Genomic DNA, 22,447 nt, shown 5'->3' on the forward strand with positions numbered 1-22,447 from the left:
TGGTGTACGCATACTCAATGCGCCGGCGCTCCCCCGTGTGTGGTTTATATAAATCTTGTTTAAACAGGTGTGGTGGGGCCCCCCCCCCCCCCCGCCCCCCCCCCCACCGGCGTATCCCCTTACGGTCGTCCCGCTGTGAGTCGCCGTCCCGACGGCGGCCGCCCACAAGGGAGATCGGGGGTGTGCTCGTGCGGATCGGACTCCTCACCGACGGTGGTCATCCGTATGCGACAGGTGAGTCCGGACTCTGGTGCGACCGTCTGGTGCGCGGACTCGCGCAACACGAGTTCGATCTCTTCGCGCTCAGCCGCTTTGCCGAGCAGGAGACACAGGGTCGGGTCCCGCTCCCGGCGCAGGTCGGCCGGGTGCGCACGGCACCGCTGTGGACGGCCGACGAGGACACCCCGGGCACCCGCGTCCCCAAGGGGCTGCTCGCCCGGATGGTGACGGGCGGGGGCGGTCGCTCGTACGGACGGCGCGAACGTCGGCGGTTCACGGCGCACTTCACGGCTCTCGCGACCGCTGTCTGCGCGGCGGGTGCGCCCGGTGCGCCGGGTGGTGACGAAGCCACGGGTGCGTCGGCGGGTTCCGGTGAACGCGGCGACGAGGGGCGCGGGGCCGTCGGCGTCGCGGACACACGGTTCACCGAGGGCCTGTACGGACTCGCCGAACTGGCCCGCGAACACGGGGGGCTGCCCGCCGCGCTCCGCTCCGAGACCGCCCTGCGCGTACTCGAATCCGCCTGCCGCGCCCCGGGCACCGGACGCATCGTCCGGACCGCCGCCGTCCCCGACCTCCTCGCCTTCGCCCGGGAGCTCGACCGGGTGCTGCACCCGCTCTCCCTCGACTGGTACGACGAGGACAGCCTCGGGGCCGTCGACCTCTGCCACGCCACGGCGGGCGGGGCCGCCGCCCTGCCGGGACTGCTGGCCAAACGCTTCTTCGGGGTTCCGCTGCTGGTCACCGAGCACGGCGTGCGACTGAGGGAGCACTACCTCGCCACCGGCGACTCACCGCTGAGCGCGCCGGTACGCGCCCTGCTCGCCGCCTTCCACGGGCGGCTGGCCGGCGAGGTGTACCGGCAGGCCGCGATCGTCACCCCGGGCGACACCCACGCCCGCCGCTGGCAGGAACGGTGCGGTGCCGCACGCGAGAAACTGCGCACCGTCCACGCCGGCATGGAGTCCGGCCGGTTCGCGGCGCTGGGGGAGAGCGGCGACAGCGGTCCCGACGACACCCTGGTGTGGGTCGGCCGGATCGAGCCCGCCAAGGACCTGATCGCGCTGCTGCACGCCTTCGCGGAAGTACGGAAGGCCGAGCCGGACGCCCGGCTGCGGATCATCGGCGCGGCGGCGCAGGGCCCGGACGGCGCCGGATACCTCGCGCACTGCCGGGCGCTCGCCGCCCAGTTGTTTCCCGACGAGGCCACGGACGCACACGCCGTCGGCGACAACCCGGTCTCCTTCGAGGAGATCGGCGGAGCCGAGGTGCGGGACCTGCCGGAGGCCTACGCGGCGGGTGGGGTCGTCGTCCTGTCCAGCGTGGCCGAAGGCTTCCCCACCGGTCTGGTCGAAGCGATGTTCTGCGGACGGGCCACGGTGTCGACGGACGTCGGCGCGGTGGTCGAAGTCATCGGCGGTACCGGGCTGGTGGTGCCCCCGCGCAATCCCAAGGCGCTCGCGGACGCCTGCCTCGCGCTGCTGCGCGATCCGGAGCGCCGCGCACGGCTCGGAGCGGCGGCGCGCGCACGCGCGATCGAACTCTTCACCGTCGAGCAGAACCTCGCGGCATTCCGCGGTATCTACCTGGAGTTGATCTCGCGCGCCCCGGTGCACAGGGAGGCCGACGAGGTGGACGCCGACGGCGGACCGCGCCCGTTCGCCACCCCGCCGGAGGCGCAGGTCCAGGGCCCGTGGACGGCCGTTGCCCCGGCAGCCGCGGCCGACCGCACACCCGGCTGGGCCGTCGAGCCCAGGGCCGTCTGCGCGGGGGCGCGGGGAGCGGGTGGCGGCGATGCGTGAACAGGAACGGGGGACGGCCGGTCCGGAGCGCGGTGGCGACCCCGGACGGTCCGACGCGGCCGGCGACGATCACGGAGGAATCACCATGGGCCGCCCGACCGGGGTGTCCGACGCCCCTGCCGCACCGGCAGCGGGCGAAAGCTGGGACCTCCGCTCCCGGGCCCTGGTCTCCGATGCCGTTGTGCCCGATGAGGCCGTCGTCGCCCACGAGCCTCTCGCTTCCGGGACGCCCGTCGCCCGGATCTCCGATCCGGTCCGGGGACAGCCGACCCCGGATCCCGAGGTTCCCGCGGCAGCCGCGGGGCGAACCTCCCCCACGGCTTCCGGCGCCGGACCCGCCCCCCGCGCCGTCGCGCAGGGCGTCGGCGCGGAGGGAGCCGCCGGTACGGAGCGAGCTCTCGGCACGGGGCGGGCCGTCGCGGAGGACGCCGCCGCAGCGCACCCCGTCGACGTGCCGGGTGCCGGAGAACGGGCCGTCGGCGAGGAGTCCTCCGGCGGGCAGCCCGCCGGGGAACGGGCCGCCGGAGGGCAGCCTGCCGGAGAGGAGACGGCCGCCCCCCGCGCCCCCGAGATCGCGAGCGCCGCACCGGCGCGCGGGCTCGGAGCTTCGCGCCGCGGTCCCGCCGACCCCGTGAAAACGCTGATGCACCGCCATCGCGCGCTGTGCGAGCGGGCCGTCGATCCGCTGGAGATCGCCGCCGGGCTCGAAGCCCATGGCGTCACCGACCGGGCCGCGGCCCGCTACCGGCACCGCGATGTCTTCTCGCTCGCCGAGGAGCTCTTCGCCCGCGTACCCGCCGTCACGGCGGAGCCCGCAACCGGACTTCGCGCGCAGGAGCGCGACACCGAAACACGCGCCGTCTGGACGCTCCGCGCGCTGGTGCCGGGCGCTGCCTGCCTGGCGACCGCCGGAGCGCTGAGGCTCACGGAGGGACTCGGCGGCCGGGGACGGCTGGCGATCACCCTCGTGGGAGCGGTTGTCGCACTCATCGGCCTCGTCCTCAGCCTGCGCAGCGGCCCCCTGCACGCCGGGAAGGGTTCCTCGGGCACCGCCCATGTCTACGGCTGCTGGCTCCTCGGCTACGTCCTCTACGGTGACGCGCTGCTCGGCCAGGCCCTCAGCGGCGGCCCCGAAGGCCCCTGGACGATCACCCCCGCGCCGATGCTGGGGCTGGCCCTCTCCGTCGCCCCGGCCGCCTGGTGCGTGCACCTCTTCTCCGTCCACGCGCACCGCAGACTCAACAGCAGTCGTGCACTGGAGGAGTTCGCCGCAGGCGTGCGCCCCCTGCTGTTCGGGGTCGTCGCGCTCCATCTGGGCGCCCTCACCGGCCTGTTGTACCTCGCTCACCTGGGATACGGGGGCGGCGGCTCCTTCGTCGGGGCGGCCGCGCTCGGGGTGCTGCTCCTGCTGGCCCGGCTGCTGAGCGTCCACGGCCTCCCCGGGCACGCCGCCGCCGGACTCGCCGCCGCCTGTGCCGCAGAAGCCCTGGCCCCCGCCCTGGTGCTGGCCGGGCGGCTGCCCGGTCTGCACTTCCTCGCCCGCCCCGTCGACGTCCTCGTCGCGGCGGCGGGCACCGGAGCCGTCCCCGCCGTCGCCTGTGGCGCAGCCGCGCTCGGACTGCTGATCACCGCCATCGTCGGCCTCTCCCGGGCGTCCGCCCACACCGCAGCTCGCCCCGGCGACGAAACCCGCACCGCCGCGTAACCACGCGACCGGAGCCGCACCACCCGCACGCCCCGCGGAGCCGACGCCGCGGGTCCCTGTCCCCGTACCGCACCTCACTTCCTCAAGGAGATATCGGACATGACCCCCCAATCCCCTGCACCGGCAGCCAGCCGTCGGCGCCAAGGGGGCGCGCGATGAGGGTGCTGCTGCTCGGAGCCAACGGTTTCCTCGGCCGTTTCGTGGCCGACCGCCTGCTCGCCGACCCCGCCGTGCACCTCACGGCGCTCGGCCGCGGCGACGACGCCGACGTACGGTTCGACCTCGCCGGCGGCAGCCCCGGCGCGCTGACCCGCTTCCTGGACGCCGTACACCCCGGAGTCGTCGTCAACTGCGCCGGTGCCACCCGGGGCGGGGCCCGCGATCTGACCCGCCACAACACCGTCGCCGTCGCCACCGTCTGCGAGGCGATGCGGCGCAGCGGCTGTACGGCCCGGCTCGTCCAGGTCGGCTGTTCCTCGGAGTACGGGCCCTCGCAGCCCGGCTCATCGACCGCGGAGGACGCAATTCCGCGTCCCGGCGGTCCGTACGGCGTCAGCAAGCTCGCCGCCACCGAGCTCGTCCTCGGCTCCGGCCTCGACGCGGTGGTGCTGCGGGTCTTCTCCCCGGTCGGTCCGGGCACCCCGGCCGGCTCCCCACTCGGCAGGCTCGCCGAGGCGATGCGCCGGGCCATGCAGTCCGGCGACGGCGAGCTGAAGCTCAGCGGCCTCGGCGTGCAGCGCGACTTCGTCGACGTACGCGATGTCGCGCGCGCCGTGCACGCCGCCTCGCTCTCCGCGGCGCAGGGCGTCGTCAACATCGGTACCGGTCGCGCCGTGCGGCTCCGGGACGCGGCCGCCGTCCTCGCCAGGGTCGCCGGATACGCGGGCGCGCTCCACGAGCTCGACTCGCCCCCGCCCCGGCTGCCCATCGGCGCCCCGCGCACCTCGACCGAGTCGGTCATCGAGCACCTCTCGGCGACCCCGTCCCCCTACCCCGACGGCTGCGGTGCCTGGCAGCAGGCCGACGTGCGCACCGCCAGGGACCGGCTCGGCTGGCGCCCCCGGATCAATCTGGAGGAGTCCCTCGCCGACATCTGGATGGAGGCGGCGTGCCGTATCTGACCCCCACCGACACCGTCCGCCGGACCAGCGGCGCCGAACAGCTCGGCTTCGGCGTCCCCGGATACGCGCATCCACTGCTCGCCCCGACCGAGTGGGCCGAACTGGTCCGCCCCGGCACCCCGCTGCACTGGGCGGTCCTCAACATCGACTCCGGCCCCGGCACCCGCCCCGACCCGCACTGTCTGGAGGCCGCGGGCCGGCTCCGCAACGCGCGGGCGCGGGCGGTCCACGGTGATGCCCCGCAGGACTCCGTGCGCGCAGCGGGCGGGCGGCTGCTCGGCCATCTGGATCTGGCCTTCGGCTGCCGCCCCTTCGGGGAGCTGATCGCCGACGCGCAGTCCTTCCTCGACTGGTACCGCGTCGACGGCTTCTATCTCGGCCGCTGCCCGGCCGACCGTGCCGGACTTCCGGCGGTCCGCCGTCTCACCAGCACGCTCGCCACGCTCCTCGAACACGGCGACCGCGGCGAGGGGATCGGTCCGCTGGTGCTGGGCCTGGGCACCCACCCCCATCCGGGCTACGCCGAGGCCGCCGACCAACTGGTCACCTTCTCCGGCCCCTGGACCGACTACCGCTGGTCCCAGGTGGCGGAGTGGACCGCCGCCCACCCGCCGGAGCGGTTCGCGCACTTCGTCCACGGGGTTCCGCGCACCCACCTCGAAGAGGCCATGCGCATCGCCCGCTGGCAGGGCGCGGGCACCATCTTCTTCACGGACCGGGACGATCAACAGGGACAAACAGACCCATTCGCGGCGCTGCCCAGCTACTGGGACGAAATCGTCTCGCGGATCGGACCTGGTATCTCGGAATGAGGAGGGGCGTGGCAGTGTTACCGAGAGAACAACCGTACGTAGATGAAGTACGTAGAAACCGACCACCTGCATTGTTGAGGTTCCTGTGTCGCTGCCACCCCTGGTCGAGCCAGCTGCCGAGCTCACCGTCGACGAGGTCCGCAGGTACTCCCGCCACCTGATCATCCCGGATGTCGGGATGGACGGGCAGAAGCGGCTGAAGAACGCGAAGGTGCTCTGTGTCGGCGCGGGCGGTCTCGGTTCGCCGGCCCTGATGTACCTGGCCGCCGCCGGTGTCGGAACGCTCGGCATCGTGGAGTTCGACGAGGTCGACGAGTCGAACCTGCAGCGCCAGATCATCCACAGCCAGGCGGACATCGGTCGCTCCAAGGCCGAATCCGCCAAGGACTCGGTGCTGGGCATCAACCCGTACGTGAACGTGGTCCTGCACGAGGAGCGGCTCGAAGCCGACAACGTGATGGACATCTTCGCGCAGTACGACCTGATCGTGGACGGCACGGACAACTTCGCCACCCGCTATCTGGTCAACGACGCGGCGGTACTGCTGAACAAGCCGTACATCTGGGGTTCGATCTACCGGTTCGACGGCCAGGCGTCCGTCTTCTGGTCCGAACACGGCCCCTGCTACCGCTGCCTCTACCCGGAGCCGCCCCCGCCGGGCATGGTCCCCTCCTGCGCCGAGGGCGGTGTGCTCGGGGTGCTCTGCGCCTCGGTCGGCTCCATCCAGGTCACCGAGGCCATCAAGCTGCTCGCCGGCATCGGTGACCCGCTGGTCGGCCGACTGATGATCTACGACGCCCTGGAGATGCAGTACCGCCAGGTCAAGGTCCGCAAGGACCCCGACTGCGCGGTCTGCGGCGAGAACCCGACCGTCACCGAGCTCATCGACTACGAGGCATTCTGCGGCGTCGTGTCCGAGGAGGCCCAGGAGGCGGCGCTCGGCTCCACGATCACTCCCAAGCAGCTCAAGGAGTGGATCGACGCGGACGAGAAGATCGAGATCATCGACGTCCGTGAGCCGAACGAGTTCGAGATCGTCTCGATCCCCGGTGCCAGGCTGATCCCCAAGAACGAGTTCCTGATGGGCAACGCACTCCAGGACCTCCCGCAGGACAAGCGCATCGTCCTGCACTGCAAGACCGGTGTCCGCAGCGCCGAGGTCCTCGCGGTCCTCAAGTCGGCGGGTTTCGCCGACGCGGTGCACGTGGGCGGCGGCGTGATCGGCTGGGTCAACCAGATCGAGCCCGAGAAGCCGGTGTACTGAGCGATTGCCGTACCGGCACACACACGCCGAAGGGGCCGGTCCGCGCGCTGCGGACCGGCCCCTTCGACATGCACACGCCGTGCGTCACGAGCAGGTCCTGCCGTCCGCCGGAACCTTCCCGTCCAGGAAGTACGCGTCCACGGTCGCCGTCACGCACGCGCTCTCGCCGTACGAGCCGTGCCCCTCGCCCTTGTTGGTGAGCATGACGCCGACGCCCTTGCCCAGCTCGTCCGCCATCCTCCGGGCACCCTCGTAGGGCGTCGCCGGGTCGCCGGTCGTACCGACGACCAGGATCGGACCGGCGCCGGGGGCGCTCGCCTCCGGATGGTCGTGTGCGCCCTTCACCGGCCACTGCGCGCACCAGCCGGCCGTGTCCCACGCCAGGAAGGGGCCGAACACCGGGGACAGTTTCCGGAACTCGGGGAGCAGGGCCCGTGCCTCGGCCGCCGTCGGCCGGAGCCTGCTGTCCGCGCAGGAGATGGCGCGCTGCGAGTGGTTCTGGGTGTCGTAGTGCCCCTTCGCGTCACGGCCGTTGTACGCGTCGGCCAGCTGCAGCAGCAGGGTGCCGGTGCCGCTCTTCTCGGCCTCGTCCAGTGCCCGGGTCAGATACGGCCAGCTGTTCTTGGAGTAGAGCGGCATGACGATGCCGGTGATGGCCAGGGACTCGTTGAGCTCACGGCCCGAGTTCGTCGGCAGCGGCTTCTTGTCGATGCGTTCCAGCAGCCGGGCGATGCGCCGCGTGCCGGCCTTCGGGTCCTGGCCGCGGTCCTTGAGGTAGTTCTCCAGTGCCCGCTGGAAACCGGTCGCCTGGTTGCGCGCGTGCCCGACCGCGTCCGCGGTCGGGTCGACGACGGCGTCCAGGACGGTCCGGCCGACGTGCTCGGGGAAGAGGTGGGCGTAGGTGCCGCCGAGTTCCGTGCCGTAGGAGATGCCGAAGTAGTTGAGCTTCTTCTCGCCCAGCACCTGACGGATCAGATCCATGTCCCGGGCCGCGTTGGCCGTACCGACGTACGGCAGCACCTTGCCCGAGCGCCGCTCGCAGCCGGCGCCGAAGTCCGCGGCGTCCTTCATGAACGCCGCCTCCTCCGCCGGCGTGTCCGGGGTCATGTCGACCTTCCGGTTGGCGTCCTCCGTCTCCCTGTCGGTGCGACAGTTCACTCCCGCGCTGGCCGCCACCCCGCGCGGATCGAAACTCACCAGGTCGTAGCGGGTGTTGAGCTTGCTGTACGAGTCGGCGAGCCGCGGCAGTATCGAGACTCCCGAACCGCCGGGGCCGCCGAAGTTGAACAGCATCGCGCCGAGGCGCCGGGCCTCGTTCCGCGCGCTCTTGCGGATCACCGCGATCCCGATGGTGTCGCCGTCCGGCTTCGCGTAGTCCAGCGGCACCTCGATCGTGGCGCACCGCCAGTCGCCGCCGGGTTCGCTGCCGCCCGCAGGGGCCTTGCAGCTGTTCCAGTCCACCTGCTGGGAGGTGAGGGCCGCCGGCAACCGGAGTGAGCCCGGCCGCCCGTCCGGAGTGGCGGGCGAATCGCCGGACGTGGACGTACCGCCGGGGTTCGCCCGGTCGGCCGGTTTGTCGTCCGTACCGCCGGCACAGCCCGCGAGCAGGCCCGTCAGCAGAAGTGCGGCGCCGGCCAGAGCCCCGGCGCGTGCGTGTCCGACCACGTGTGCGTCCTCCCCGATGTGCGGGTTCACAACGACGTACAGAAAGTGCGTCCATGCTAAGGGCTGCGCCGTGACCCCCGGCGGACGCGCGACGGCGGCCACGGCACCTCGCCGCGTCGTCGGACGTCCGCATGCATCCACTGTGCGGGCGTCCCTCCGCCTTGCGACGCACCGCGTCCGACGCCGTACGCCGATCCAGCGGGGATCACGGGACGGTCCTCGGGCCGTGTGCGGTGCGGAGCCCGGACACCGCCACCACGCCGGAGGTCTTCGCCTCCGATCACGTCCTCCGTGCCGACAAGGCTCGTGAGCGATACATCCGGGGCGTCTCGGGCCGGTCGCTCACTTGCAGACGGTGCCGGCCGCCGGAACCGTACCGTCCAGCAGATAGGCGCTCACGGTCCTCTGCACGCAGGCGTTGCCGCTGTTGTACGCGCCGTGCCCCTGGCCCTCGTACGTCAGCTCCACCCCCACACCCTTGCCCAGCGCGTCGGCCATCGCCTTCGCTCCCTCGTACGGGGTCGCCGGGTCACCGGTGTTGCCGACGACGACGATGGGGGGCGCGCCGGGGGCGCTGACGTCCGGGGTCTCCCAGGCGCCCGCCACCGGCCAGCCGGTGCAGGTCATCAGGCCCCAGCCCAGATAGTCACCGAAGAGCGGCGAGGCGGCCCGGAACTCCGGAAGTCTCGTCTTCGTCTGATCCGCGGTGAAGCGTTGCTTGGAGTCGGCGCAGTTGATGGCGGTGTTGGCAGCCATCAAGTTGTTGTAGCGGCCGTCTTCGGCACGGCCGTTGAGCGAGTCGGCGAGGGCGAGGAGCAGCGCTCCGTTCCCGCCGTCGGCCTCGTCCACCCCCTGTTCCAGCAGCGGCCAGGTCTCCTTGGAGTAGAGGGCGGCCGCGATGCCGGTGATGGCCAGGGTCTGCGTCAGCTGCCGGGACCCGAGCCCCGGGATCGGCGTGTTCTCCAGCCTGGCGAGAAGGCCGGAGATCCCCTGCTCGACCTCCTTCCCGGTGGCGCCGGGAAGCTTGCAGGCGTCGCCGCGGGCCGCGCAGTCCTTGGTGAAGTTGTCCAGCGCGAGCTGGAACCCCCTGGCCTGGCTGAGTGAGGACTGCTCGGAGTTCTGGGTCGGGTCCACCACCCCGTCCAGCACCGACCTGCCGATGTTCTTCGGGAACAAGTTGGCGTAGACGCCGCCCAGTTCGGTGCCGTAGGAGATGCCGAAGTAGTACAGCTTCTTGTCGCCGAGCACCTGACGCATCAGGTCCATGTCGCGGGCGGCGTTGGTGGTGCCGACGTAGGGGAGCTGCCTGCCGGAGTTCTTCTTGCAGGCCAACGCGAACATCTTGGTGTCCTCGACGAAGGAATTCACCTCGGCGACGGTGTCCGGAGTGCCGTCGCTCTCGTAGCGGACATCGAGTTGCCGGTCGGTCTCGCACTCCACGCCCGCGCTGCGGCCGACCCCGCGCGGGTCGAAGCTGACCAGGTCGTAGCGGGAGCGAAGTTTTTCGTAGTCGGTGCCGAAGGCGGGCAGGGTGGCCACACCGGAGGCGCCGGGGCCGCCGAAGTTGAAGATGAGGGAGCCGATCCGCTTGTCCGGGTTCTTGGCCCTGGCCCGGATGAGCGCCAGCTCGATGGTCTCGCCGTGCGGTTTCGCGTAATCGAGCGGCACCCGCATGAAGGAGCACTCCCAGGGGGTTCCACCGGGCAGCGGCGTCGGCGCCGTCCCGCTGCCCTGTGCCGGGGACGGGGCAGGGCACGGCTTCCAGGTGAGCTTCTGGGAAGTGAGGTCGCCGGAGCTGCTCGCGTCGGCGTCGTTCGCCGCGAGGGGAGAGCTCCGGGGCCCGTCCGGGCCGTCCTTGCTGCCGCTCTTTGAGCAGGCAGTGACGGGCAGGAGCACGGTGACGGCGGCGGCGAGAGCGGCGGCACGCAGGGCGGGGGAGGTCCTCATGGGCCCATCGTGCGGCGAGAACCGGACCGGTGCACGGGGCACGGTCCAAGCGGGTGGCGGGTCTCTCGCCCGATCGGCCGACCGGTCTTGCGGATGTCGGACACCGTCCCCGCGGACGTCCGGGCGGGGTCGGGGAGGCCGGACCGGGCTCGCGTCCGGGGACCGGCGCCCCGGACGCGCCGTCCGGGGCGTCGAGGGGGCGTCAGAGTTCGCCCTTGCGGGTCAGATGGTTGAAGCAGAGCCAGCCGGGAAGCACCGGCAGCCACAGCGTCAGCAGCCGGTAGAGCAGGACGGCCGGTGCCGCGACCTCCTTCGGCAGGCCGACCGCGATCAGCCCCAGCGTCAGCGCGCCCTCGACCGCGCCCATTCCGCCCGGTGTGGGCGCCGCCGACCCCAGCGCGTTGCCGGCCAGGAAGACCACCGCGATGCTCGCGTAGCTGAGCCGCGGCACATCCGGACCGCTGAACGCCCGGACCGACGCGTCCAGACACATCACGAACACGCCGGTCAGCAGCAGCATCCCGCCGATGCCCGTCAGCAGCTTCTGCGGGCGCTGCACCACGTCGAGCATGCGCGGCACGACTCCGGCGAACAGCGACCGCACCCGTGTCACCACGAACTTCCGCAGGAACGGAACCGCCGTCACCACCAGCACCAGCACCGCGACCGTCAGCAGCCCGGCGATCACCGTCCTGGACGGGGTGAGCGAGGACGGGGTCTTCTCCGTACCGGTCAGATAGCCGAACGCGGCCAGCAGCAGGATGTGGCAGCCGAGACCGAACAGCTGTGAGGCGCCGACACTCGCCACGGCGAGCCCCGGGCGCACTCCCGCACGCTGCAGGAAGCGCGTGTTCAGCGCCACGCCGCCGACCGCGGCCGGGGCGACGAGCTTCACGAAGGAACCGGCGACCTGTGCCAGCACGGTCTTGCCGAACGGCACCCGTTCCGGGACGAAGCCCAGCAGGCTCATCGCCGCCGCGACGTAGCTGAGGGCCGAGAAGCCGACCGCGGCCGCCACCCAGCCCCACTCCGCCTGTTCGACGACCGCGCCGAAGTCGGCCTGGGTGACCTGCGAGATGAGGAAGTACGCGGCGATCGCGCCGGCGATGCAGCTGAACAGGGTGCGTGCCTTGATGCGCTCCAGCCGTACCGGTTCGACCGGCGCCTGTGGCCGGATCAGCAGCACCTGCTGTCGCATCTGGGAAAGCAGATCCTCTTCGCGCGCCTCCTCCAGGGCGTCGTCCATGGCCCGCTTCTCGGCCTGCTTCTGGTTGCGCAGCGACTTCCGGGCGGCCTTGCGCGCGGCCTTGTGGTCGGCCGCACGGTCGGGCCCCGTGCCGGCGGCGGCCGTGTCCTGGGCCGCCCCGTGTTCGAGCGCCCTGGCGCGCTTGGCCGCGTCCGACGCGTCGAGCACCGCCTCGCGCTCGCGCTGCGCGCGTTCCCGGGCGAGCCTGCGCAGGGTCGCCCGGGTGGAGCGGCTCAGCGCGATCGGCTGGAGCAGCGGCAGACAGTCCGCGACGGCATCGGGGCCGAGCACCTCCAGCGCGCCGGCGACGGCCCGCTCGGCGCCCACCCGCAGACCGGTGGTGGTGAGCAACTGGGCGACGTCCATCCGCAGGACCAGGTCACCGGCCGCGATCTCGCCGCCGCGCAGATCGGTGACGAACACCTCGCCGGAACGGTCGACCAGGATGGCGTCCCCGGTGAGCCTGCGGTGCGCGATCCGCCGCGACTGGAGCGCCCTGACCTGGCGCCAGGCCCCGCGCACCAGCTCGTCGGTGATCTCGGAGTCCTCCAGCGCGTCCAGCGAACGGCCGCCGATGTGCTCGTACACCAGCATCACGGCGTCGGGCCCGAGCTCGGAGGTGGCGATCAGCTTGGGTGCGTTGGCCCCGGCGGCGATCGCCGCGTACGCGAGCAGCGCCTCCTGCTCCAGAGCCTGACGCAGCGACTGGATGGAGCGGCGCTGGGTGATGCCGCGCAGGGTGAGCCTGCGCCAGACCCGGTAGAAGAAGCCCTGGGCCTGTTGCTCGCGGTCGACGACCGTCACATCCAGGGGCGCCCCGTCCTCCAGGGTGACCAGATAGCGGCGCCCCCGGTCGTTCTGGTCGCCGGAGTCGGGCGTGTCCTCGGCGCGCATCGCGGTCACCGGGTGGAAGCCGACATGGCGCAGTCCGGCCATCAGGTGTTGACCGGTCGGCCGTACGTTCGGGGAGCCGACCGCGTACAGCGTGCCGTACGCCACGGTCCAGCCGATCAGCACGGTGAGGACGATCGAGAACGGGGTCGTGTATCCGCCGACCAGCATGGCGAACGCGTCGAGCAGCAGCACCACCCACAGCACGACCCGCCAGCGCGGCCGTCTCGCCATCCCGACCGCCGTCATATAGGCGATGACGGGAGCGAGATAGCCGTGGACGGGATCGGTGAGCGCGTCACCGGGCTGCGGCTGGGTCAGGGCGTCCTGGATGGTGCCGGGTGCGGACTTGGCCACCCACAGGTCGGCGGCGAGCGTGACGCCGTGCGCCAGCACGGCGGCGAGCACGCCGTCCGCGATCCGCAGCCCGTCGCGTTTGATCAGCCGCTCGATGGCGAAGGCGACGGGAACGAGGAGCACGGCGATGCTGGAGACCAGGCCGGCCATCTTGATCAGGATGTCGGGTGCCTGGCCGGTGCCCTTGTTGATGTCCTGTTCGAGACCGGTGGTCGTGCCGTGGGCGAACGCGGCGATCGAGAAGAGGACGACGATCGCCAGGACACCGATGAGGAGCCGCATGAGATCGGAGGGCCGGTGCACCCGGGCGGGGAGCAGCGGCTCGTCCCCCGAGACGCGCTCGGCCTGTTCGGCCGCGGTGGTCGAGAGGGTCGAGCCGGCCAGATGCCCCGGGAGCGCCTGCTGCCCCGCACCGGGCTCTCCCTGCCCCGTACGGGAAGCCTCCCGCTGCGCATCGGGCTCTTCGGCGGGCTTGTCGGGGGTGTCCGGGTGCGGTTCGGCATCAGGGGCGTCCGCCGCCTTCGGTGGCTGCACGCCCTGCTCCTTCGTCGCCTCTGATTGGTCTTCGTGTTCTCGTATCACCGGTCACCGCCCGCACGATGGTGGCACGGCCCGGCGACACAGGAGGGCATCAGGGTGCACTGCGCGGACATGCGAAGCGCAACATACGCTCCTTTGTCCCTGCACGCACGCCCCGTGAAAGGACGCTCGCGGATCGCGCCGGACTGTCGGTGGAGTACGGCAGGATGGGCCGGATGAGCCAACACCGGACGAGCGGCGACGGGACGAGCGGCGACCGGACGATCCACGGCCGGGCGATCGACGGCGGTGCGATCGACGACCGGGCGGTCGACGAGTTGCCCGAGTACGCGGAGCGGGTGCTCGATGTCACCGAGCTGATCCCGCCGGGCCGTGTCATGACGTATGGCGATGTCGCCGAGTGGCTGGGCGACGGGGGCCCGCGCCAGGTCGGCCGGGTCATGGCACTGTACGGGGCCGCGGTGCCGTGGTGGCGCGTGGTGCGTGCCGACGGGGCGCTGCTCCCCGGCCACGAACTGCGTGCGCTGGGCCACTACCGGGAGGAGAGCACCCCGTTGCGCGAGGCGTCGCGCAACGCGGAGGGCCATCTGCCGCGGCTCGACATGAAGCGGGCACGGTGGGACGGCGTCACCGGCGGCGCGGACGCGGACGCGAGCGCGGGCAGGGAGAAGGGCGGAGGTGCTCACACCTGACAGCTTCGGCCATTCGGGGGCGCAACGGGCGGCGGCGGGCCCGACACGTGATGGGGAACACGAGGCGCCACGTGGCAGCACCCGTGACGCGAAGCGTGCCGGGAGCGTCCCCGACACGGCGCGTGGCGACCGCTCCCGCGGCATGGAGTGCGCCGAGGGCGTCGGTGACGCGGGACGTGACGAGGCACGCAGCGCACTCGCCCCGCATCGCGCCCCCGCTGGCGTAGCGTCGTCAGTTCGCGGCACGCGCCGCACCCTCATCACCAGTACACCCACCAGGACCGGCGAACCACGTGAGCTCCTCCTCCTTCACCCGGCACAGTCCGCACCGTCAGGCACGGCAGCGGACCGCGGGCGCGTACCGACTGGTGCGCACCCCGCCGGGCTCCGTGGCTCCCCCTGTTCTGGACGCGGCGCAACGTGCGGTGGTTGATCACCCCGGCGGCCCGCTCCTGGTGCTGGCCGGACCCGGCACCGGCAAGACGACCACGCTCGTCGAGGCGGTCGCCGCACGGGTGGCACGGGGCGGCGATCCGGCCCGCCTCCTGGTCCTCACCTTCAGCCGCAAGGCCGCAGTGGAGCTGCGCGACCGGATGGCCGCCAGACTCGGCGCCGCCCGCGGCCCACAGGCCACCACGTTCCACTCCTTCTGTTACGCACTGGTGCGCGCCCATCAGGACGCCGACCTCTTCGCCGAACCGATGCGGCTGCTCTCCGGACCGGAGCAGGACGTCACCGTCCGCGAGCTGCTCGCCGGCCAGCTCGAACTCGAACAGGACGGTTTCGCGCACATCCGCTGGCCCGACGAGCTGCGGGCCTGCCTGACCACGCGCGGATTCGCCGACGAGGTACGGGCGGTGCTCGCCCGCAGCCGCGAGCTGGGCCTGGGCCCGGACGCGCTGGCCGACTTCGCCCGCCGCACCGGCCGACCGGACTGGGGTGCCGCCGCCGAGTTCCTCGCCGAGTATCTGGACGTGCTGGACGCGCAGGGGGTGCTGGACTACGCGGAGCTGGTGCACCGGGCCGTGCTGCTCGCGGAGCGCCCCGAGGTCTCGGCGCTGCTGGCCGGGCGGTACGACGCAGTGTTCGTGGACGAGTACCAGGACACGGACCCGGCGCAGGTACGGCTGCTGCACGCGCTGGCCGGCAACCGGGGGAGCGGGCCGGGCGCCGGGGGCGGCCGGGACCTGGTGGCCTTCGGTGACCCGGACCAGTCGATCTACGCGTTCCGGGGCGCCGATGTGAACGGCATCCTCGACTTCCCGGAGACGTTCCGGCGGGCGGACGGCACCCCGGCCCCGGTCGGCGTCCTCACCACCTCGCGACGTTCCGGCGGACAGCTGCTGGCCGCCACCCGACTGCTCACCCGCCGGATGCCGCTGACCCGGCTGCCCTCGGCGAAGGTCCGCGCCCACCGGGAGCTCGTCGCGGTCGGCGAGGGCGGCAACGTGGAGGCGTACACCTACCCGACGGCCTCCGCCGAGCTCGACAACATCGCCGACCTGCTGCGCCGGGCACATCTGGAGGACGGCGTCCCGTGGAACGAGATGGCGGTGCTCGTACGGGCCGGAGGCCGCACGATCCCTTCGGTGCGCCGGGCCCTGACAGCGGCGGGCGTTCCCCTGGAGATCGACGGCGACGATCTCCCCCTGCGCCACGAACCGGCTGTGGCACCGCTCCTGACGGCCCTCCGTGCCGTCGCGACAGCGGCGCTGCGCCGGGGTGCGGAAACCTCCGTGACGGAGACCTCTGCGGCAGACACCCCTGTGACGGAGGTCCTCGGGGCGCAGACACCTGTCCCGGAAGGCGAGGAGGTCCGCCCCTCGGTGTCGCCGGAGGCGCCGGCGGAGGCAGAGACAGAGGTCCCCGAGCAGGCCCTGGGCCCGGAGCCCGATCAGGCCCCCGCCCCCGAAGCGATCTCCTGGCTGGACACCGAGACCGCCCTGACCCTTCTCACCTCTCCCCTCGGCTCCATGGACGCGGCCGATCTGCGTCGGCTCGGCCGGGCCCTGCGCGACGAGGAGAGGTCCGCCGGGAACCGCGTACCGGCGCCCTCCGGCGACCTGCTGGCCCGCGCGCTCGCCGAGCCCGAACGGCTCGTCGCGCACGATCCGGCGTACGCCCGCGGCGCCCAGCGCCTCGGCGCACTTCTGCGCAAGGCGCGTGAGCTCCTCGAAGGCGGCGGTACCGCGGAAGAGGCGCTGTGGGAGCTGTGGTCCGGCACCCCGTGGCCGACGCGGCTGGAACGTGCCGCGCTGCGCGGCGGGGCGGGCGGCCGCAACGCCGACCGCGACCTCGACGCGGTCTGCGCCCTCTTCGACACCGCGGCCCGCGCCGAGGAACGCACCGGCGGGCGCGGCGCGCTCAACTTCCTGGAGGAGGTCGACGCCCAGGACATCGCGGCCGACACCCTCTCCAGGCGCGCCGTGCGCCCCGACGCCGTTCGGCTGATGACCGCACACCGGTCCAAGGGCCTGGAGTGGCGCCTGGTCGTCGTCGCGGGGGTGCAGGAGGGGCTCTGGCCCGACCTGCGCCGCCGCGGTTCGTTGCTCGAAGCGGACCGGATCGGCCGTGACGGCCTGGCCGAACCGCTCACCCCCGGCGCCCTCCTCGCGGAGGAACGCCGCCTCTTCTATGTCGCGGCGACCCGTGCCCGGGAACGTCTTGTCGTCACCGCCGTCAAGGCGCCCGCCGACGACGGAGACCAGCCGTCCCGCTTCCTCGCCGAGCTCGGCGTCGAACCGCGCGACGTCACCGGCCGGCCGCGCCGCCCTCTCGCCGTCGCCGCCCTCGTGGCCGAACTCCGCGCCACCACCGTCGACCCCGAAGCCTCCGACACCCTGCGCGAGGCAGCCGCCCGCCGCCTCGCCCGGCTTGCCGCGCTCACCGACGACGAGGGGCAGCCGCTCGTACCCGCGGCCCATCCGTATCGCTGGTGGGGCCTGTACGAGCCGACCCGCTCCACCGTTCCGCTCCGCGACCGGGACCAGCCCGTGGCCCTCTCCGGCAGCGCGCTCGACCAGCTCGCCAACACCTGCGCGCTCCAGTGGTTCCTCGGCCGCGAGGTGAAGGCGGACGCCCCCGCGACGGCCGCACAGGGCTTCGGCAACGTCGTCCACGTACTCGCTGACGAGGTGGCGTCCGGGCGCACCCCCGCGGACCTGGCCGTCCTGATGGAGCGGCTGGACTCGGTCTGGGACGGACTCGCCTTCGACGCCCCCTGGAAGTCCCGGCAGGAGAAGGAACAGGCCAGGGTCGCCCTGGAGCGTTTCCTGCGCTGGCATGTCATGGACCGGGCCGGCCGTACCCCCGCCGCGAGCGAGCACGACTTCGACGTGACGCTGGAGGCGGGGGAGTACGAGGTGCGCATCCGCGGCTCCATGGACCGGGTGGAAGAGGACGCCGAGGGCCGGGCGTACGTCGTGGACTTCAAGACCGGCAAGCAGTCCCCGACCAAGGACGAGGTCACCCGGCACCCCCAGCTCGCCGTGTACCAGCTGGCCGTACGGGAAGGGGCGGTCGACGAGGTCTTCGAAGGCCGGCGCCCCGCGCCCGGCGGTGCCGAACTCGTACAGCTGCGCCAGCCCGCCCCCAAGAAGGAGGGCGGCGACGCACTTCCCAGGGTGCAGGCCCAGGAACCGCTCTCCGGGGAGTGGCTCTCCGAACTCCTGGCCACGGCCGCTGGCCGGGTCCTGGACGAACGCTTCACCCCCACGACCGGCCAGCACTGCACGAACTGCGCCTTCCGGGCCTCGTGCAGCGCGCAGCCGGAGGGCCGCCACATCCTGGAGTGACTCCTTCGGCGTTCCCCCCGGATGGCTGCGGGCGACCATGACGGGGATGTCGATGGACGGACCGGGCCGGTGTCCGTGCCGTGCCGTGCGAGACAGTTGTGCGCGTGGCCGAATCATGGACGTTCGACAGTGGCACCGTGCCGGTGGCTCCGGACGAGGCGCTCGACATGCTCGGGCTCAGGATCGCCGAGGGGAAGTTCGAGACATGGCTGACCAGTTCGTCCGGACGCCGGCTCGCCGTCGTCAGCAATGCCTAACGCGCCATGGTGATGCTCCTCGCGAACGAGGGTGACCCGGGCGAGCACGCGGTGGATCCGGGGGCCGAAGGCCGGAGCGACGGTTTCAGGCTGTCGAACGGCCAGGACGACGCGTACCCCGATGAGGACACCGTGCCGCCGGCCGAGGCACTCCGGATCGTCCGGCACCTCCTCTCGACGGGCACCCCGCCGGCCGACGCGGCCCGGACCGTCGACCGCTGACCGGACAGATCACGGCACCGGGCCGGGTGCGCCGGTGCTCATGAGGTCGTCATCAGGTCGTCCTCGCGAGCAGGCCGAGGCGGCGCCCCTCGTCCTTCGAGGCGACCGTCCTTGTTCTTCCGGGCAGCCGTCCTTCGAAGCGGTCCGGACAGGGCCGACGGTGGCCCTGTCACCGGCCGACGCGAGGCCCCGATGCCCGTCCGCCGGATCCTCCGCGCCGTCCGGCCCGGCACGTTGTCGGTGCGCCCGGTTAGCCTCGGTCGGGTGTTCTCACGTATCACCGATCCCGAGCAGCTCAAGGAACTCCTCGGGATCCCGTTCACCCCGGAGCAGACGGCCTGCATCACCGCGCCGCCCGCCCCGCAGGTGATCGTGGCCGGAGCCGGGTCGGGGAAGACCACGGTGATGGCGGCCCGTGTGGTGTGGCTGGTCGGGACGGGACAGGTCGCCCCCGAGCAGGTCCTCGGGCTCACCTTCACCAACAAGGCGGCGGGGGAGCTCGCCGAGCGCGTCCGCAAGGCCCTGGTCGCGGCCGGGGTCACCGATCCGGACGCCATCGACCCGGACGACCCCCCGGGCGAGCCCAGCATCTCCACCTATCACGCGTTCGCCGGCCGGCTCCTCACCGAGCACGGGCTCCGCATCGGGCTCGAACCCACCACCCGCCTCCTGGCCGATGCCACCCGCTACCAGCTCGCCGCCCGCGTGCTGCGCGAGGCCCCCGGCCCGTATCCGGCCCTGACCAGGTCCTTCCCCACCCTGGTCAGCGATCTGCTGGCCCTCGACGCCGAGCTGGCCGAGCATCTCGTGCGGCCCGAACAGCTCGCGGAGCACGACACCGACCTGCTCCGCACGCTCGAATCGGCCCGGCTCTCCAACGCCGAACTGCGCAAGATCCCCGAGACCGCGCAGGCCCGTCGTGAGCTGCTGCAGCTGACCCGGCGCTACCGCGAGGCCAAGAAGAGCCGTGACCTCCTCGACTTCGGTGACCAGATCGCGCTCTCGGCCGAGCTGGCGCTCACCCGCCCGGAGGTCGGCGCGATCCTGCGCGACGAGTTCAGGGTGGTCCTGCTCGACGAGTACCAGGACACCTCGGTCGCCCAGCGCCTGCTCCTCTCCGCGCTCTTCGGCCGACGCCCCGGCTCCGGTTCCGGTTCCGGTTCCGGGACGGTGGCCACGGAGGCGCCGACCGGACGGGCGGGGGCGCGGACGGCGCAGACCGCGGCCGGGGCGCGGACCGCCGAAGCGACGGGGGCCGGCCACGCCGTCACCGCCGTCGGTGACCCCTGCCAGGCGATCTACGGCTGGCGCGGCGCCTCCGTGGCCAACCTGGACGACTTCCCGCTCCACTTCCCGCACGCCGACGGAACCCCCGCCACCCGCTACTCCCTCAGCGAGAACCGTCGCAGCGGCGGCCGGCTCCTCCACCTCGCCAACGGCCTGGCCGCACCCCTGCGTGCCATGCACGAGGGCGTCGAGGCGCTGCGCCCCGCCCCCGGCGCCGAACGGGACGGCACCGTCCGCTGCGCCCTGCTGCGTACCCACGCCGAGGAGCTCGACTGGCTCGCCGACTCGATCGCCCACCTCGTCAGGACCGGAAAGGCGCCCGGTGAGATCGCCGTCCTGTGCCGCACCGCGGGCGACTTCCCGGAGATCCAGGCCGCACTGGTGGCCCGCGACATTCCGGTCGAGGTCGTCGGCCTGTCCGGGCTGCTGCACCTGCCCGAGGTCGCCGACCTCGTAGCGGTCTGCGAGGTCCTCCAGGACCCCGGCGCCAATGCCTCCCTGGTCCGGCTGCTCACCGGGCCCCGCTGGCGGATCGGCCCCCGCGACCTGGCACTCCTCGGCCGTCGCGCCCGCCTCCTCGTCCAGCGCGCGGCCCACGGCGACGAGGACGACTTCGACCCCGACCGCCGCCTCGCCGAGGCCGTCGAAGGCATCGATCCCGCCGAGGTGATCTCGCTCGCCGACGCCCTGGACACCTTTCTCGAATCGGGCGGAGGAGAGGACGACGGCCTTCCGTTCTCCGCCGAGGCCCGCATCCGCTTCGCCCGCCTGGCCGCCGAGCTGCGCGACCTGCGCCGCTCGCTGGCCGACCCCCTCATGGACGTGCTGCACCGCGTCCTCGCCACCACCGGCCTCGAGGTCGAGCTCTCCGCGTCGCCGCACGCCCTGGCCGCCCGCCGCCGAGAGACCCTCGCCAACTTCCTCGACGTCGCGGCCCGCTTCGCCGCCGTCGACGGGGAGGCCACCCTCCTCGCGTTCCTGGGCTTCCTGCGGACCGCCGTCCAGTACGAGAAGGGCCTGGACAACGCCCTGCCCGGCGGGGAGAACGCCGTCAAGGTCCTCACCGCCCACAAGTCCAAGGGCCTGGAGTGGGATGTCGTCGCGGTGCCGGGACTGGTCACCGGCCAGTTCCCCAGCAGCCAGTCCCGCGACGCCTGGACGTCCCAGTCCAAGGTCCTCCCGCACGCGCTGCGCGGGGACGGGGCCACCCTCCCCGTCATCCACTCCTGGGACGCCAAGGGACTCAAGGGGTTCAAGGAGGAGATGAAGGAGCACCAGCACACCGAGGAGCTCCGCCTGGGATACGTCACCTTCACCAGGCCCCGCGGCCTGCTGCTCGGCTCCGGCCACTGGTGGGGCCCGACCCAGAAGAAGCCGCGCGGCCCGTCGGACTTCCTGCACGCGCTGTACGAGCACTGCGCGGCCGGACACGGCGAGATCGAGGCCTGGGCGGACGAACCGGCCGAGGACGAGGAGAACCCGGCGCTCGCCGAGAAGGAGGCCGACCGGGCGTGGCCGCTTCCGCTGGACGGCATCGCGCTGACCCGCCGCCGGGCCGCCGCGGACACGGTGATGGCACATCTGGAGGCACTGGCCGTGTCGGGAGGCGTGCCGGACGCGTCCGAGGCGTCGCCCGGCGTCCCGGATCCGTATGACGGCCCGTACGACGACGAGGTGTTCCCCGACGACGCCCCGTTCCCCGACGACGAGGCGTTTCCCGACGACGCCGGCGACTGGGACGCACTGTCGACGGAGCCCCCACGGACCGCTGCCCCGCCGCTCCCCGCCCCCGTTCGTCTCCCCGCTCCCACCCCCGCCCGGCCCCCCGCCCCCACATCACACGTCCCGGCCGCCCGCGCCCCCGAGCCCGCCGAGGACCGCGGCCTCACCCCCGAGGAGTCCCGCACGCTCGCCTCCTGGGACCGTGACCTCGACGCCCTCACCGGCGAACTGCGCCGTGCCCGCGCCACCGTGCGCGACGTTCTCGTACCCGCGTCCCTCTCCGCCACCCAGCTGTTGCGCCTGGCCGACGACCCCGACGGCTTCGCCCAGGAACTGGCCCGGCCCATGCCCCGGCCCCCGCAGCCCGCGGCCCGCCGCGGCACCCGCTTCCATGCCTGGGTGGAGTCCCGTTTCGAGGAACTGCCACTGCCCATGCTCGGGCCGGACGAACTTCCGGGCGGAGACGAGAGCGATGCCGAGATCGCCGACGAGCGCGACCTCGCCGCACTCAAGGAGGCCTTCGAGCGCACCCCGTACGCCCGCCGCACGCCGTACCGCGTGGAGACGCCGTTCCAGATCACCCTGGCCGGCCGGGTGATCCGGGGCCGAATCGACGCGGTGTACCGCACCGGGGACACCTACGAGATCGTCGACTGGAAGACCACCCGCGCCCGTACCGCCGACCCCCTCCAGCTCGCGGTCTACCGCCTGGCCTGGGCCGAACTGCACGGCCTCCCGCTCACCGACGTGATCGCCACGTTCCTGTACGTACGCAGCGGGGAGACCGTCCGCCCCGCCCGCCTCCCGGGCCGCGCGGAGCTGGAGCGGATCCTGCTCGACGAGCCGCCTCCCCCGGGGTAGGCCGGGTCACGACGGGCGGGCGGACCCCGCTGGGCGAGGCACT

13 protein-coding genes are annotated in these 22,447 nt (G+C 72.8%); 10 read left to right on the top strand and 3 right to left on the bottom strand.

Annotation, left to right across the window (positions count from 1 at the left end):
- Positions 1–188: 188 nt before the first annotated feature.
- The 5 genes from ACIRP2_RS11645 to moeZ all read left to right on the top strand — a co-directional run bounded on the left by ACIRP2_RS11645 (position 189) and on the right by moeZ (position 6,923).
- Positions 189–2,021, top strand: a complete 1,833-nt coding sequence (locus ACIRP2_RS11645) for a glycosyltransferase (RefSeq protein WP_404249466.1) — start codon at positions 189–191, stop codon at positions 2,019–2,021.
- Positions 2,022–2,472: 451 nt separating this feature from the next.
- Complete coding sequence (locus tag ACIRP2_RS11650; RefSeq protein WP_404249468.1) at positions 2,473–3,726, top strand: hypothetical protein; 1,254 nt, start codon at positions 2,473–2,475, stop codon at positions 3,724–3,726.
- A 155-nt stretch (positions 3,727–3,881) separates the two neighbouring features.
- Positions 3,882–4,847, top strand: coding sequence for an NAD-dependent epimerase/dehydratase family protein (locus tag ACIRP2_RS11655; protein WP_376217821.1), 966 nt, complete (start codon positions 3,882–3,884; stop codon positions 4,845–4,847).
- Positions 4,835–5,659, top strand: coding sequence for a spherulation-specific family 4 protein (locus tag ACIRP2_RS11660; protein WP_404248880.1), 825 nt, complete (start codon positions 4,835–4,837; stop codon positions 5,657–5,659). Before ACIRP2_RS11655 ends, ACIRP2_RS11660 begins: the two co-directional genes overlap by 13 nt.
- A gap of 85 nt (positions 5,660–5,744) precedes the next feature.
- Positions 5,745–6,923 (top strand): adenylyltransferase/sulfurtransferase MoeZ, encoded by a 1,179-nt coding sequence (gene moeZ / locus ACIRP2_RS11665; RefSeq protein WP_114246509.1) that lies wholly within the window; start codon positions 5,745–5,747, stop codon positions 6,921–6,923.
- 84 nt (positions 6,924–7,007) lie between these two features.
- Here the strand turns inward: moeZ and ACIRP2_RS11670 are convergent, their stop codons facing one another.
- The 3 genes from ACIRP2_RS11670 to ACIRP2_RS11680 all read right to left on the bottom strand — a co-directional run bounded on the left by ACIRP2_RS11670 (position 7,008) and on the right by ACIRP2_RS11680 (position 13,563).
- Positions 7,008–8,588 (bottom strand): alpha/beta hydrolase, encoded by a 1,581-nt coding sequence (locus ACIRP2_RS11670; RefSeq protein ID WP_404248882.1) that lies wholly within the window; start codon positions 8,586–8,588, stop codon positions 7,008–7,010.
- Between the two features lie 342 nt (positions 8,589–8,930).
- Positions 8,931–10,535: an alpha/beta hydrolase gene (locus ACIRP2_RS11675; protein WP_404248884.1), complete on the bottom strand. Its 1,605-nt coding sequence runs from the start codon at positions 10,533–10,535 to the stop codon at positions 8,931–8,933.
- A gap of 202 nt (positions 10,536–10,737) precedes the next feature.
- Positions 10,738–13,563: a lysylphosphatidylglycerol synthase domain-containing protein gene (locus ACIRP2_RS11680; RefSeq protein ID WP_404248886.1), complete on the bottom strand. Its 2,826-nt coding sequence runs from the start codon at positions 13,561–13,563 to the stop codon at positions 10,738–10,740.
- 221 nt (positions 13,564–13,784) lie between these two features.
- On the opposite strand from ACIRP2_RS11680, the gene ACIRP2_RS11685 reads away from it, so the two are divergent.
- The 5 genes from ACIRP2_RS11685 (at position 13,785) to ACIRP2_RS11705 (ending at position 22,404) form a co-directional block, all read left to right on the top strand.
- Positions 13,785–14,261 (top strand): MGMT family protein, encoded by a 477-nt coding sequence (locus ACIRP2_RS11685; protein WP_404248888.1) that lies wholly within the window; start codon positions 13,785–13,787, stop codon positions 14,259–14,261.
- Positions 14,262–14,554: 293 nt separating this feature from the next.
- Entirely contained in the window at positions 14,555–18,055 is a 3,501-nt protein-coding gene (locus tag ACIRP2_RS11690) for an ATP-dependent helicase (RefSeq protein WP_404248890.1), read from the top strand.
- 104 nt (positions 18,056–18,159) lie between these two features.
- A complete protein-coding gene (locus tag ACIRP2_RS11695; protein ID WP_404248892.1) occupies positions 18,160–18,312 on the top strand; it encodes a hypothetical protein in 153 nt (50 codons plus the stop codon).
- A gap of 6 nt (positions 18,313–18,318) precedes the next feature.
- A complete protein-coding gene (locus ACIRP2_RS11700) occupies positions 18,319–18,534 on the top strand; it encodes a hypothetical protein (protein ID WP_404248894.1) in 216 nt (71 codons plus the stop codon).
- A gap of 264 nt (positions 18,535–18,798) precedes the next feature.
- Positions 18,799–22,404: a UvrD-helicase domain-containing protein gene (locus ACIRP2_RS11705; protein ID WP_404248896.1), complete on the top strand. Its 3,606-nt coding sequence runs from the start codon at positions 18,799–18,801 to the stop codon at positions 22,402–22,404.
- Positions 22,405–22,447: the final 43 nt, after the last annotated feature.

The organism is Streptomyces sp. NPDC101194, assembly GCF_044767885.1.
Taxonomy (GTDB): domain Bacteria; phylum Actinomycetota; class Actinomycetes; order Streptomycetales; family Streptomycetaceae; genus Streptomyces.

Bases quoted from the DNA above. Each gene is read 5' to 3' on its own strand.
- ACIRP2_RS11655 (WP_376217821.1), top strand. From the start codon at position 3,882: ATGAGGGTGCTGCTGCTCGGAGCCAACGGTTTCCTCGGCCGTTTCGTG.
- ACIRP2_RS11675 (WP_404248884.1), bottom strand. From the start codon at position 10,535: ATGAGGACCTCCCCCGCCCTGCGTGCCGCCGCTCTCGCCGCCGCCGTC.
- ACIRP2_RS11685 (WP_404248888.1), top strand. From the start codon at position 13,785: ATGAGCCAACACCGGACGAGCGGCGACGGGACGAGCGGCGACCGGACG.
- ACIRP2_RS11700 (WP_404248894.1), top strand. From the start codon at position 18,319: ATGGTGATGCTCCTCGCGAACGAGGGTGACCCGGGCGAGCACGCGGTG.